The organism is Pseudomonas sp. NPDC087346 (assembly GCF_044744235.1).
In the GTDB taxonomy this organism is placed as follows: Bacteria; Pseudomonadota; Gammaproteobacteria; order Pseudomonadales; family Pseudomonadaceae; genus Aquipseudomonas.
On the sequence record NZ_JBIUXX010000025.1, the window covers coordinates 78,099 to 91,057 of the forward strand.

Genomic DNA, 12,959 nt, shown 5'->3' on the forward strand with positions numbered 1-12,959 from the left:
CTCTCCTTCAGACAGTCAATGCGTTGTGCTCAGCCACTGCACGCTCGACCCAGACGTTGGCCTGACCGAGGTAATGCGCGGGATTGAGCAGATGATCCAGTTCAGCGCCGCTGAGTTCGGCGGTCACTTGCGGCTCGTCACCGAGCACGGCGCGCAGATGCCGTTGTTCGGCCACCGCGCGTTTGCAGCATTGTTCGAGCAAATGATGCGCCTTGTCGCGACCGACCCGTTGCGCGAGGACGATGCTCACCGCTTCAGCCAGCACCAGCCCTTTAGTCAGTTCGAGATTGCGTGCCATGCGTGCGGCATCGACTTCCAGCCCCTCGGCCAGCAATCGCGCCTGTTGCAGTGAGCCCGAAACCAGGCAGCAGATTTCCGGCAGGGTTTCCCATTCGGCATGCCACAAACCGAGACTGCGTTCGTGCTCTTGCGGCATCGCGCTGAACAGCGTCGAGACCAGCCCCGGCACGCGAGTCGCCGCGCCGATCAACACCGCTGCGCCGACCGGATTACGTTTGTGCGGCATGGTCGAAGAACCGCCCTTGCCCGGTGCCGAAGGTTCGAACACCTCGGCCGCTTCGGTCTGCATCAACAGGCTGATGTCACGCCCGAACTTGCCGAGGCTGCCGGCGATCAGGCCGAGCACCGCGCCAAACTCGACGATGCGATCACGCTGGGTGTGCCACGGTTGTTCCGGCAGGCTCAGTTGCAGTTCTTCGGCCAACGCTTTGGCAATCGGCAACGCTTGCTCGCCCAACGCCGCCAACGTGCCGGAAGCACCGCCGAATTGCAGCACCAGCAAACGCGGTTTCAACTCACGCAGACGCTGGCGACTGCGGGTCACGGCGCCGAGCCATCCGGCGATCTTCATGCCCAGCGTTACCGGCGTTGCATGTTGTAACCAGGTGCGCCCGGCCAGTGGTGTCGCCGCATGTCGCTGGGCCTGAACAGCAAGTGAATCGGCCAGTTGTGCCAGATCGTTTTCGATCAGCGCCAACGCCTGCCGCAATTGCAGCACCAGCCCGGAATCCATCACGTCCTGACTGGTAGCGCCCAAGTGCACATAACGCTCGGCCTCGGCATCCGTCGCGGCAATCTGCTTGCCCAACGCCTTGACCAGCGGAATCGCCGAATTACCGGCCGTGGCAATCGCTTCGCCCAGCGCCGCGAAGTCGTACAGACCGGCATTGCACGCTGCCGCAATCGGTGCGACTGCGCTCGCCGGAATCAATCCGACCCGCGCTTCGGCCCGTGCCAGCGCCGACTCGAAATCGAGCATCGCCTGCACCCGGCCCTGATCGCAGAACACCTCGCGCATATCGCGGGCAGTGAAGTAGGCATCGAACAATTGATTGCCCGGTCGCTGAGTCATAAACAGTCCTTGCCGGCGCGGGCCGAGTTGGCCCGCGCGCATCGGTTTAGAGATCGTGGTGCAAATACGCCGCTTGTTTCGGCAAGCGCAGGCTGAACAGGAACGCTATCGCCATCATCGCCGTGACGTACCAGTAGAAGGAGTTTTCCATGCCGATGTTCTTCAGGCTCAGCGCCACGAACTCGGCCGAACCACCGAAGATTGCGTTGGCCACCGCGTAGGCCAGACCCACGCCGAGGGCGCGGACTTCCGGCGGGAACATCTCGGCTTTCACCAGACCGCTGATCGAGGTGTAGAAACTGACAATCGCCAGCGCCACGGTGATCAACACAAATGCGAGGAACGGACTGCTGACGCTTTTCAGGCTGAGCAGAATCGGCACAGTGAACAGCGTGCCGAGCGCGCCGAACCAGAGCATCGAGTTACGTCGGCCGATCTTGTCCGCCAACATGCCGAACAACGGCTGCATGCACATATAAAGGAACAGCGCGCCGGTCATGATGTAGCTGGCGGTCTTGGCGTGCATGCCTGCGGTGTTCACCAGGTACTTCTGCATGTAAGTGGTGAAGGTGTAGAAAATCAGCGAACCGCCAGCGGTGTAACCGAGCACAGTGATGAACGCGGCTTTGTGATCGCGGAACAGTGCACGAATACTGCCGGCATCTTTGTGTTCGCGGGTTTCCTTGTTGGTGGTTTCTTTCAGCGAACGACGCAGGAACAGCGAAATCACCGCGGCAATTGCACCCACCACAAATGGAATCCGCCAGCCGTAGGCGCGCAGATCGTCTTCGGTGAGGAACTGCTGCAGGACCACCACCAGCGACACCGCCAGCAGTTGCCCGCCGATCAGGGTCACGTACTGAAACGAGGCGAAAAATCCGCGCTGGCCCTTGAGGGCGACTTCGCTCATGTATGTGGCAGTAGCGCCGTATTCGCCGCCGACCGACAGGCCTTGCAGCAGACGTGCGAACAGCAACAGGATCGGTGCCCAGACGCCAATACTGTTGTAGGTCGGCAGGCAGGCGATCAGCAACGAACCAAAACACATCATCAAAATCGAGATGAGCATGGATTTCTTGCGGCCGTGTTTGTCGGCGATCCGACCGAAGATCCAGCCACCAATCGGCCGCATCAGGAACCCGGCGGCGAACACGCCGGCCGTGTTGACCAGTTGCACGGTCGGGTTATCGGAGGGGAAAAACGCCGGAGCGAAATAGATCGCGCAAAAGGCGTAGACATAGAAGTCGAACCATTCGACAAGGTTGCCGGACGAGGCGCCGACAATGGCGAAGATCCGCTTGCTGCGTTCTTCGCCGGTGTAATGAGCGGTAGTCGTTGTCATTGTTTTTTACTCGATGGGGACCCGTGAGAGTCTAGACACACTTCGCAACAGTCCCGTTCCACAGTTCCATCTGCAACACAGTTCCCTTGTGGGAGTGAGCCTGCTCGCGATGACGGTGTGTCATTCAGACCATTTAAATCTGACACACCGCCATCGCGAGCAGGCTCACTCCTACAGGGATTGGGGGGGTCTTCAGTAATCGAAAAACACCGTCTCGGCATCGGTGCCCTGCAGAATCACGTTCCACTGATAAACACCCGACGCATCCTGCTTCGCCAGCAACGTGCTGCGGCGTTCAGCCGGCACACATTCAAGCAGCGGATCATTCACATTCGCCGCGTCGCCATCAAAGTAGATCCGCGTCAGCAAGTGTTTGACCAAGCCCCGTGCAAACACCAGCACCACCAGATGCGGTGCCTGGGTCGAACCCTTCAAACCTTCGACCGTGCCCGGTTTGATCGTGGTGAAACGAAACCGCCCTTCGGCATCCACCGGCACTCGGCCGAAACCTTCAAAGTTCGGGTCCAGCGGTTTGTCCTGTTCGTCTTCCGGATGATCGTATTTGCCGGCCGCATTGGCCTGCCAGACTTCAAGCATCGCGTCGTTGACGACATCGCCGTTGCCATCCAGCACTTGCCCGGTGATCGCCACGCGCTCGCCGAGGGTGTGTTCGACGGTGAGGTCTTCACGGTTCAGCCAGGTCAGGCCAATGTGGTAATACGGCCCGACGGTGTGGGACGTGGTCGCAGTCAGCGTCATCTTATTTCTCCATCGGCGTGGCATCACGGCCGCGCAGCACGATGTCCCAGCGATAACCGAGGGCGTAGGACGGAATGGTTTTTTCCAGATCGAAACTGGCGATCAGGCGTTCCTTGGCGGACGTGTCCGGCACGCAGTTGTAGATCGGGTCGTAGGCCAGCAGCGGATCGCCCGGAAAGTACATCTGCGTCACCAGCCGCGTAAGGATGCTCGGCCCGAACAGCGAAAAATGGATGTGCGCCGGGCGCCACGCATTGTGGTGGTTGCCCCACGGATAGGCGCCGGGCTTGATGGTCTGGAATTGATACCAACCATCGGCGTCGGTCACGGTGCGGCCGGTGCCGGTGAAGTTCGGATCGAGCGGCGCATCGTGCAGGTCGCGTTTGTGGTTGTAGCGGCCAGCGGCGTTGGCCTGCCAGATCTCCACCAGAATTCCCGGCACCGGCAGACCGTTTTCGTCCAGCACGCGGCCGTGAATGATGATGCGCTCGCCCTGCGGTTCGCCCTCATGCTGCGCCGTCAGGTCGTTGTCTTTCTCGGCAATACGCTCGGCGCCGATGGTCGGCCCGGTGATTTCCGACAGCGAATGCGGCAGAAACACCAACGGCTTGGACGGCGAGCGCAGATTGGTGGATTGATACGTCGGGTGCAGATACTCAGGCTGGGTGCCTTCCTGTGGGCGACGGTAACCAGGCTTGTCAGTCATTTCGCTTTCCTCTGTTCTTATTCGTCACGGCTTGCGTCAGACGCGTTCGATGGCCAGGGCCAGACCTTGGCCGACACCGACGCACATGGTCGCCAGACCTTTCTTGCCGCCAGTCTTTTCCAGTTGATGCAGCGCGGTCAGTACCAGACGCGCACCGCTCATGCCCAGCGGATGGCCGAGAGCAATTGCACCGCCGTTCGGGTTGACCTGCGGCGCGTCGTCCGCCAATCCCAGTTCCCGCAGTACCGCCAAGCCTTGGCTGGCGAACGCTTCGTTGAGTTCGATCACATCAAAATCGCTGACCGCCACACCGAGCCGCTCAATGAGTTTGCGCACCGCTGGCACCGGGCCGATACCCATGACTCGCGGCGCCACGCCGGCGCTGGCCATGCCGAGCACTTTGGCGCGGGCGGTCAGACCGTGTTTTTTCACCGCGTCAGCCGAGGCGAGAATCAGTGCGGCGGCGCCGTCGTTGACCCCCGAGGCATTGCCGGCGGTGACAGTCTTGTCCGCACCATTGACCGGTTTCAATTTGCTCAGTGCTTCAAGCGTGGTGTCGGCGCGTGGATGTTCATCCTGGCTGACCACGGTTTCGCCCTTCTTGTGGGCGATCCGCACTTCGACGATCTCTTCGGCGAAATAACCTGCGGCCTGCGCGGCGGCGGTGCGCTGCTGACTGCGCAAGGCGAACGCGTCCTGATCGGCGCGGGACACTTGATAGTCATCGGCGACGTTGTCGGCGGTTTGCGGCATTGCATCAACGCCGTACTGCGCCTTCATCAATGGGTTGATGAAACGCCAGCCGATGGTGGTGTCTTCCAGTTTCATGTTGCGCGAAAACGCCGCGTCAGCCTTGCCCATCACGAACGGCGCACGGGACATCGATTCGACGCCACCGGCAATCGCCAGCTCCATCTCGCCGCTGGCAATCGCGCGGAATGCGGTGCCGATGGCATCCATGCCCGAAGCGCAGAGACGATTGAGGGTTACGCCAGGAACGCTTTCCGGCAGCCCCGCCAACAGCAGCGCCATGCGTGCCACGTTGCGGTTGTCTTCGCCGGCCTGGTTGGCGCAGCCGAGGAACACCTCATCGATAGCGCTCCAGTCCACCGAGGGATTGCGCTCCATCAGCGCCTTGATCGGCACGGCGGCCAGATCATCGGCACGCACCGCCGCCAGACCACCGCCAAAACGGCCGATCGGAGTACGGATCGCATCGCAGATATACACGTCACGCATCATGCTTCTCCCGGCGCCTGGCCGTGGGCGGCTGCGGTGCGGGCTTCAAGATCACGCAGCGCGGTGAGTTCGATGTCGGTGGGCTCGGCGGTTTGCTCGACGCTGTCGGCAAAACGAATCGCCCAACCTGTGGCGGCAATCACTTGCTCGCGGGTCACGCCCGGGTGCAGTGCGGTGACCACGAATTCGTGAGTGCCGGCCTCGGGTTCCATGGTGCACAAATCGGTGATGATGCCGACCGGTCCGGCGCCCGGCAGGCCCAGACGTTTACGTGAATCACCGCCCTCGCCGTGCCCGACCGAGGTAATGAAATCGAGCTTCTCGACAAACGAGCGCGCCGACTGTTTAAGGATGATCAGCACACTTTTCGCCGAGCCAGCGATTTCCGGCGCGCCACCGGCACCCGGCAGACGTACTTTCGGCGAGAAGTAATCACCGACCACGGTGGTGTTGATGTTGCCGAAGCGGTCAACCTGCGCAGCGCCAAGAAAACCAACGTCGATGCGGCCGCCCTGCAACCAATAGCGAAAAATCTCACCGGTCGGAACGACGGTGTCGGCGGTTTCAGCCAGTTCGCCGTCACCGATGGACAACGGCAGCACGCTTGGCTTGGCACCAATCGGGCCCGACTCGTAGATCAGCACCACATCAGGCGAAGACGTCAGGCGTGCCAGGTTCGCAGCTTTCGACGGCAAGCCGATGCCGACGAAGCACACCGAACCGTTCTTCAGTCGGCGGGCGGCGGCGACGGTCATCATTTCATTGGTGGTGTAAGTCATTATTTGGCCTCCGAAGCAGCGGCCAATTTGGCCTGAAACTCGCTGAAGTCAGCGCAGCCATGGACGTATTCGTTGATCCACGCGGTAAACGTCTCACGGTCACGGGCGATCGGGTCCCACGCCTGATAGAAACGATTGTCGCGTTCGGTGTAACCGTGGGCGTAGGACGGATGCGCACCACCCGGCACATGGCAAACCGCGCTCAGGGCCCAGGTCGGCAATACGCAGGCGTTCATCGGCGCCTTCAGATCATCAACGACTTCCTCAACGGTGACGATGCAGCGCTTGGCCGCCAGTGCGGCTTCCTTCTGCACGCCGAGAATGCCCCACAGCAACACGTTGCCTTGGCGGTCGGCTTTCTGCGCGTGGATCACCGTCACGTCGGGACGCACCGACGGCACCGCCGCCAGCACTTCGCCGGTAAATGGGCAGGTCACGGATTTGATCAGCGGATTGACCTTCGGCAGGTCAGAACCGGCGTAGGCACGCAGCACTGCGAACGGTAGGCCCGAGGCGCCAGCGACGTAGGCATTCGCCAGGTCGGCGTGGCTGTGCTCTTCGATTTCCAGTGCGTGCGGCCATTGCTTCTCGACGGCGTCACGCAGACGGTGCAGCGAACCGACGCCAGGATTACCACCCCAGGAGAAAATCAGTTTGCGCGCACAACCGGCGCCGATCAGTTGGTCGTAGATCAGGTCAGGCGTCATCCGCACCAGCGTCAGATCTTTCTTGCCCTGGCGAATGATTTCATGACCTGCGGCCGTAGGGATCAGGTGAGTGAAGCCTTCGAGCGCGACGGTATCGCCGTCGTTGACGAATTGCTTCACCGCGTCGTGCAGCGAAAGGATCTCAGCCATGGAGCGGGCTCCCGTTTTTGTAATGGATCGCCAGTGATAAAAAGGCGCGAGGTGCGGCGCCGGAGTCACTGCAGATTAAGCCGCTGAAAATCGCCAAACAATCCGATAATCGACTGAGTGTTCGTTTATCGAACAGATTGTTATCAACCTAACAATCAACCAAAAAAGCAAAAGCATCGCGAGCAGGCTCACTCCTACAAGGGGAATGCATTCCAAATGTAGGAGTGAGCCTGCTCGCGATGAGGCCCGAACATTCAGCGAAAATCTGCGCTTCTCAACTCAAGTCGCATCCGCATGACTGACCATGCCTTTAATCACCACCGCCGCAGTAGCCAACGCCGCCGGAATCACCAACGCCGTCAACACTTGCTCAAAATTCCAGCCCAACCCCAACAACGTCGCGCCCATCCACGCCCCGAGAATCGCACCAAACCGGCCAATCCCCAGCATCCATGAAACCCCGGTCGCCCGGCCCTGAGTCGGATAAAACCGCGCCGCCAGCGACGGCATCGCAGATTGCGCGCCGTTGACGCACATCCCCGCCACCAGCACCAACGTCGCCAGCAACGTGATGTTGCCCAGGCTCTGCCCCACCGCGTAGGCAAACACCCCGGCCAGCAGGTAGAAAATGCCAATAACCTTGTGCGGATTGAACCGGTCCATCGCCCAGCCTACGCCGACCGCGCTCAACACCCCGCCGAACTGGAACAAAGCACCGATGAATGCCGCCTGTTCCATGCTCGCGCCGCTGTCGCGCATCAGCGTCGGCAGCCAACTGGTCAGCAAGTACACGATCACCAGCCCCATGAAATAGGTAAGCCACAGCAGCAAAGTGCCGGTGCTGTAGGTGCCGGAGAAAATCACCGCGAACACGTTGCGCGCCTTGACGGTTTGCTGTTCCGGCACGCTGAAACTCGATGCCTGAGCGACCACGGCTGGGTCAATCGGCGCCAGGGTCTTGCGCACCTTGTCGGTGCCACGGTTACGCACGACAAGAAAACGCGCCGATTCCGGCAGCCAGAACAACAGCACCACTGCGAGAATCAACGGCAGAATCCCGCCGATCAGCAGCAGCGCGTGCCAGCCGAAGGCCGGAATCAGCTTCGCCGAAATGAACCCGCCACCGGCCATGCCGAGGTTGAAACCGCAGAACATGCTGGTCACCAGCAGTGATTTCTTGCGCTCCGGGGTGTATTCCGAGAGCAGCGTCGTGGCATTCGGCATGCCCGCACCCAGACCCAGTCCGGTGAGGAAACGCAGCACCAACAGTTGCTCGACATTAGTGCTGTAGGCCGAGGCCAGACTGAACGCGCCGAACAGTATTACCGCGCCGACCAGTACGACTTTTCGTCCGAAGCGGTCAGCCAAAGGACCGGAACCCAGTGCGCCGAAGACCATGCCGATCAACGCGGCGCTCATCACCGGGCCAAGGCTGGCGCGGTCGATGCCCCAGTCCTGCGAGAGTGCCGGCGCAATAAAACCCATCGCCGCGGTGTCGAGGCCATCGAGGAACACAATCAGGAAACACAGGATCACCACTCGCCACTGATAGCGAGAGATCGGTTGGGCATTGATGAAGGACTGCACGTCGAGGCAGTTACCCACAGCGGACTGAGGCTGGTTCATTATTTTTATTCCACGCAAAAAACGCAGTCGAACGGCGGCCGGCCAAAGAGCGGCACGGGCACAAGAATAGAAGGTTTGAATCAGGCGTTGCGCGCAACCTGGCAACAGCAACGGGAGTGGCGACAGTCGGGGAACGTGCTCATGGGGTGTTGCCTCTTGTCATTATTATGGGAGTCGGCAATCGGGCTGACACTTGGCGGTCAGCGCCGGATGACGCTGCCGCGACATTAATGACCCGAGGGTTTTAGCGTCAATTCGATAAACGCAACACTGTGCGTTTATCGAACAGCTTCATCAGGCAAACAACTGCGCACTCAGGTCGCGGCTGGCACTCAACAGCCCCGGCAGGAAGCGCTGTTCCAGCTCGGTGCGGCTGACTCGGCCAGCGTGGGTGCTGACATTGAGCGCGGCCACCACTTGCCCGGATGCGTCGTACACCGGCACGGCAATCGAGCGCAGACCTTGCTCCAGTTCCTGATCGACGATGCACCAACCCTGCTGCCGCACTTCTTGCAGACATTCGAGCAAAGAGTCCGGGGTGTGCAATGTGCGACTGGTCTTGGCCACCAGTTCGGCATGGTCGAGGTGTTCGCGCAGGGATGTGTCGTCGAGCGCCGCCAACAGAATCCGTCCCATCGATGTGCAATAGGCCGGCAAGCGCCCGCCGACCGACAGATCCACCGAAATCAGCCGTTGCGTGGTTGCCGAGCGGGCAATGTAAAGAATGTCGTCGCCCTCCAGCGTGGCCATATTGCAGGCCTCGTGCAGTTGCTCGCTCATGCGGTCGAGATAGGGCTGGGCCGAAACCGCCAACGGCGTCGACGACAAATAAGCGTGACCGAGGGTCAGCACTTTCGGCAGCAGCGAATAGGTGCGGCCATCAGTGGTGGCGTAGCCGAGTTTGATCAAGGTGTGCAGGCAACGGCGCACGGCGGCGCGGGGAATTTCCGTGCGGTGACTGATCTGCGCGATGGTCAGGTGCCGCTTGCGCTCCTGAAATGCCTGCACCACTGCCAGACCACGGGCCAGCGAGGTCATGAAGTCCGGATCACCGGTCAGGGCCTGGATGCGTTTGGCCGGCGAGGCGACAATCGGCGGCGCCACGGAGGTGAAGGAATTGCGCATTTGATCGTTCATTTCAGGTCCTTTTTCCGGCACGGATCAGCGGCTATACAAACGATTCGCGGGCAGATGCACAAGCGTCCAGCCCTGAACATTGTGCGATTATCGAACCGACGACCGATAATCGCAATCAGCGGCCTCGCCGCCAACGGCGCGCTTCATGTTGCGTGCCGGGGAACTTGCTCAACTTGGACAGCGGTGTCTTAGTTGTTCGACTTAATGGCGCCAGAAACAGAACGCGACGTAAATAACGAAAAGACCAGACTTCAACTACCGATAAAATTTGTCAGTCACAAAACAATCACACATCCCGAACCGTTTTTAACTTGGCAAAGATAGTCATTCCCGAATCGGCCGCTATAATGCACCTCAGTGGCGCCGCGTTTTCATTGGCCGATGGCGCCCGCCGTTGACGCAATGCCTATTGCTGTCAGCCCAGGCCGCCGCCTGACGTTCATTTATGCATGTATCGCCAGTGCGCGCTGAAACAGGAAACTGATGCTGCGTCAGTTTTAATCTGGTGCCGTAGCCGCCCAGCAACATGGAAGTCTTGATCGCCCTCCGATTACACCAATGCCTGTTCAGGCATTGCTCCTCGGTGGATTCGTTCTTGCGACCGTTGCCGTGCGTTCACCAGACATTTATCTCAACTCAAACAGGTAGCACTGTGACGAAAGACGAACTGCGCGCGGAACTTGAGCGCCAGGAACAACGTTACAAGGATGTTTACGGCGGGGAAGTCACCACCTACGCCGCTCAACCAGAACCGGAACGCAAACCCTGGCGTAAGCGCGCCACCGTTCAGGATCAGGTTTTCCAGCAAGAACTTGAAAAAATGGAAAAGGAACTCAAAACCGAAGAGCCATGAGCCTGCGGATTTGAGTCTTTCCAGGGTCTGCGTCGCACCGGCTACAAGCACGGTGAATAGACGTTGCCTTGCACGCCCGCTACCCGCGGGCGGCGGCCACTCCCCCGTCCTGCACGGGAATGGAGCATGTCCGACTCGTTTCAGAGATATTTCACACAAGCGTTTCAGCCCTTTCCGACGCGGGTCAAAAGCCCGATTTCAGAGTTTTTCTCCAGGCCAATCAATGACTTGAAAAACCCTGTAAAAAACTCGGCTTTAACGCATTGCAACAAATTAAATCGTCGATGTGTGTGACCGATTAGCAGGTAGGGCATCGATTTCCAGTCTTTTCTGGCATAATCGCGCCCCCTTATGACCGGGTCAGAAAACCTTCATGATCGATTTATTCAGCGGACTGGATGCCTGGGTGCTTGTGAGCCTCTTGCTCGCCCTGACTTTTGTCCTCGCCTTCGAGTTCATCAATGGATTTCATGACACCGCTAACGCGGTAGCCACTGTTATCTACACCAAAGCCATGCCGCCTCACCTCGCGGTGTTCTTTTCCGGTGTGTTCAACTTTCTCGGCGTGCTGCTGGGTGGTGTTGGCGTGGCGTATGCCATCGTCCACTTGCTGCCGGTGGAACTGCTGATCAATGTGAACACGGGTCACGGTCTGGCAATGGTGTTCTCGCTGCTCGCCGCCGCCATCACCTGGAACCTGGGCACTTGGTACTTCGGTATCCCGGCCTCCAGCTCCCACACCCTGATCGGCTCGATCCTCGGTGTTGGTCTGGCGAACGCCCTGATCAACGACATTCCGTTGGCTGACGGTGTGAACTGGCAGAAAGCGATCGATATCGGCGCCTCGCTGGTGTTCTCGCCAATGGCCGGTTTCCTCATTGCAGCGCTGATCCTGATCGGCCTGAAATGGTGGCGCCCGCTGTCGAAGATGCACAAGACGCCTGAACAGCGCCGCAAGCTCGACGACAAGAAGCACCCGCCGTTCTGGAACCGTCTGGTTCTGGTGATCTCGGCGATGGCTGTGAGCTTCGTGCACGGTTCCAACGATGGTCAGAAAGGCATCGGCCTGATCATGCTGGTTCTGATCGGTATCGTGCCGGCGCAGTTCGTGCTCGATCTGAGCAGCACCACTTACCAGATCGAACGCACCCGCGATGCGACCCTGCACTTGAGCCAGTTCTACAAGCGCAATTCCGATTCGCTTGGTGAGTTCCTGGCCCTGGGCAAAAGCGTAGAAGGCGACCTGCCGGAGAAATTCCGCTGCAACCCGCAGCAGACCGAACCGACCATCAACGCCCTGCTCGGCACCCTTAAAGGTGTAGCGGACTACCATTCGCTGTCGTCGGAAAGCCGCGTCGAGGTACGTCGCTACCTGCTGTGCCTGGACGACACCGCGAAGAAAGTCGGTAAACTGCCAGGCCTTGAGCCACGCGAAAAAGCTGACCTGGACAAACTGCGCAAAGACCTGACCACCACCACCGAATACGCCCCGTTCTGGGTAATTCTGGCGGTAGCACTGGCCCTCGGCCTGGGCACCATGGTCGGCTGGAAACGCGTAGTACTGACCATCGGTGAGAAGATCGGCAAACAAGGCATGACCTACTCGCAAGGCATGTCGGCGCAGATTACTACCGCCAGTTTGATCGGCCTGGCCAACATCTTCAGCTTGCCGGTGTCCACCACCCACGTCCTGTCCTCGGGCGTGGCCGGCACCATGGTCGCCAACAAAAGCGGCCTGCAAGGCGGCACCGTTCGCACCATCCTGCTGGCATGGGTCCTGACCCTGCCAGCGACGGTCGGACTGTCGGCCGGCCTGTTCTGGCTGGCATCCAAGGCATTGGGTAGCTGATAGATAGCTGAACTGAAAAAGGCGCGATTCGAAAGGATCGCGCCTTTTTTGTTTTTGGGGTTTTGGGGTTTTGGGGTTTTGGGACATATCCGTTGCTGCGGGTGTTGCCGCTGGCGGTTTCGCTCTTACAGCGAGCCCCTTTTTCAAACGCCAAAAAGGAACCAAAAGGCTTTGCCCCGGGCGTACGGCCCGCTCGCTGGGGCTCGGGGTTCCCGAGCTACGGTGTCCATCCGGGGGCATCGCCTACGGTTTGCTTCGCGGCACCTCCTCTCGATGTGCGCGGCTGCGCCGCACGGCGCTGCGCGCCTAACCCCCGGATGGACACCTACGCTCGGCCTGCCGATATAGGTCGTCCGTTCTTTCTTCTTCCATACTGATAGCGCTGGAATTGGTCAGCAAGATAGGAAGGAACATGCACCTGTGGGCTACGAATATGCCTG

11 protein-coding genes are annotated in these 12,959 nt (G+C 59.9%); 2 read left to right on the top strand and 9 right to left on the bottom strand.

Annotated features, from left to right (window positions below; translation table 11 throughout):
* Window positions 1-7 precede the first annotated feature (7 nt).
* The 9 genes from ACIOZM_RS16625 to pcaR all read right to left on the bottom strand — a co-directional run bounded on the left by ACIOZM_RS16625 (window position 8) and on the right by pcaR (window position 9,817).
* Complete coding sequence (locus ACIOZM_RS16625; RefSeq protein WP_401215810.1) at window positions 8-1,372, bottom strand: 3-carboxy-cis,cis-muconate cycloisomerase; 1,365 nt, start codon at window positions 1,370-1,372, stop codon at window positions 8-10.
* A gap of 46 nt (window positions 1,373-1,418) precedes the next feature.
* Window positions 1,419-2,714 carry an MFS family transporter gene (locus ACIOZM_RS16630; protein WP_401215811.1) on the bottom strand — a complete coding sequence of 432 codons (1,296 nt, stop codon included), beginning with the start codon at window positions 2,712-2,714 and terminating at the stop codon, window positions 1,419-1,421.
* A gap of 192 nt (window positions 2,715-2,906) precedes the next feature.
* On the bottom strand, window positions 2,907-3,473 hold the full coding sequence (pcaG, locus tag ACIOZM_RS16635) for a protocatechuate 3,4-dioxygenase subunit alpha (protein ID WP_401215812.1): 567 nt from the start codon (window positions 3,471-3,473) through the stop codon (window positions 2,907-2,909).
* Window position 3,474: 1 nt separating this feature from the next.
* Window positions 3,475-4,179 (bottom strand): protocatechuate 3,4-dioxygenase subunit beta, encoded by a 705-nt coding sequence (pcaH, locus tag ACIOZM_RS16640; RefSeq protein ID WP_401215813.1) that lies wholly within the window; start codon window positions 4,177-4,179, stop codon window positions 3,475-3,477.
* A 36-nt stretch (window positions 4,180-4,215) separates the two neighbouring features.
* Window positions 4,216-5,421 carry a 3-oxoadipyl-CoA thiolase gene (gene pcaF, locus ACIOZM_RS16645; RefSeq protein WP_401215815.1) on the bottom strand — a complete coding sequence of 402 codons (1,206 nt, stop codon included), beginning with the start codon at window positions 5,419-5,421 and terminating at the stop codon, window positions 4,216-4,218.
* Entirely contained in the window at window positions 5,418-6,200 is a 783-nt protein-coding gene (locus ACIOZM_RS16650; RefSeq protein ID WP_401215824.1) for a CoA-transferase subunit beta, read from the bottom strand. Before ACIOZM_RS16650 ends, pcaF begins: the two co-directional genes overlap by 4 nt.
* Window positions 6,197-7,054 carry a CoA transferase subunit A gene (locus ACIOZM_RS16655; RefSeq protein ID WP_401215816.1) on the bottom strand — a complete coding sequence of 286 codons (858 nt, stop codon included), beginning with the start codon at window positions 7,052-7,054 and terminating at the stop codon, window positions 6,197-6,199. The genes ACIOZM_RS16650 and ACIOZM_RS16655 overlap by 4 nt, the downstream gene beginning before the upstream one ends.
* A 279-nt stretch (window positions 7,055-7,333) precedes the next feature.
* A complete protein-coding gene (locus ACIOZM_RS16660) occupies window positions 7,334-8,680 on the bottom strand; it encodes an MFS transporter (protein ID WP_401215817.1) in 1,347 nt (448 codons plus the stop codon).
* Window positions 8,681-8,974: 294 nt separating this feature from the next.
* Window positions 8,975-9,817 carry a pca regulon transcriptional regulator PcaR gene (pcaR, locus tag ACIOZM_RS16665; protein WP_401215819.1) on the bottom strand — a complete coding sequence of 281 codons (843 nt, stop codon included), beginning with the start codon at window positions 9,815-9,817 and terminating at the stop codon, window positions 8,975-8,977.
* 652 nt (window positions 9,818-10,469) lie between these two features.
* Here pcaR and ACIOZM_RS16670 point away from each other — a divergent pair.
* Window positions 10,470-10,670 carry a hypothetical protein gene (locus ACIOZM_RS16670; RefSeq protein WP_401215820.1) on the top strand — a complete coding sequence of 67 codons (201 nt, stop codon included), beginning with the start codon at window positions 10,470-10,472 and terminating at the stop codon, window positions 10,668-10,670.
* A 373-nt stretch (window positions 10,671-11,043) separates the two neighbouring features.
* On the top strand, window positions 11,044-12,519 hold the full coding sequence (locus ACIOZM_RS16675) for an inorganic phosphate transporter (RefSeq protein WP_401215822.1): 1,476 nt from the start codon (window positions 11,044-11,046) through the stop codon (window positions 12,517-12,519).
* The last annotated feature ends 440 nt before the right edge of the window (window positions 12,520-12,959 follow it).

Bases quoted from the DNA above. Each gene is read 5' to 3' on its own strand.
- pcaG (WP_401215812.1), bottom strand. From the start codon at position 3,473: ATGACGCTGACTGCGACCACGTCCCACACCGTCGGGCCGTATTACCAC.
- pcaH (WP_401215813.1), bottom strand. From the start codon at position 4,179: ATGACTGACAAGCCTGGTTACCGTCGCCCACAGGAAGGCACCCAGCCT.
- pcaR (WP_401215819.1), bottom strand. From the start codon at position 9,817: ATGAACGATCAAATGCGCAATTCCTTCACCTCCGTGGCGCCGCCGATT.
- pcaF (WP_401215815.1), bottom strand. From the start codon at position 5,421: ATGATGCGTGACGTGTATATCTGCGATGCGATCCGTACTCCGATCGGC.
- ACIOZM_RS16625 (WP_401215810.1), bottom strand. From the start codon at position 1,372: ATGACTCAGCGACCGGGCAATCAATTGTTCGATGCCTACTTCACTGCC.
- ACIOZM_RS16630 (WP_401215811.1), bottom strand. From the start codon at position 2,714: ATGACAACGACTACCGCTCATTACACCGGCGAAGAACGCAGCAAGCGG.
- ACIOZM_RS16660 (WP_401215817.1), bottom strand. From the start codon at position 8,680: ATGAACCAGCCTCAGTCCGCTGTGGGTAACTGCCTCGACGTGCAGTCC.
- ACIOZM_RS16655 (WP_401215816.1), bottom strand. From the start codon at position 7,054: ATGGCTGAGATCCTTTCGCTGCACGACGCGGTGAAGCAATTCGTCAAC.
- ACIOZM_RS16675 (WP_401215822.1), top strand. From the start codon at position 11,044: ATGATCGATTTATTCAGCGGACTGGATGCCTGGGTGCTTGTGAGCCTC.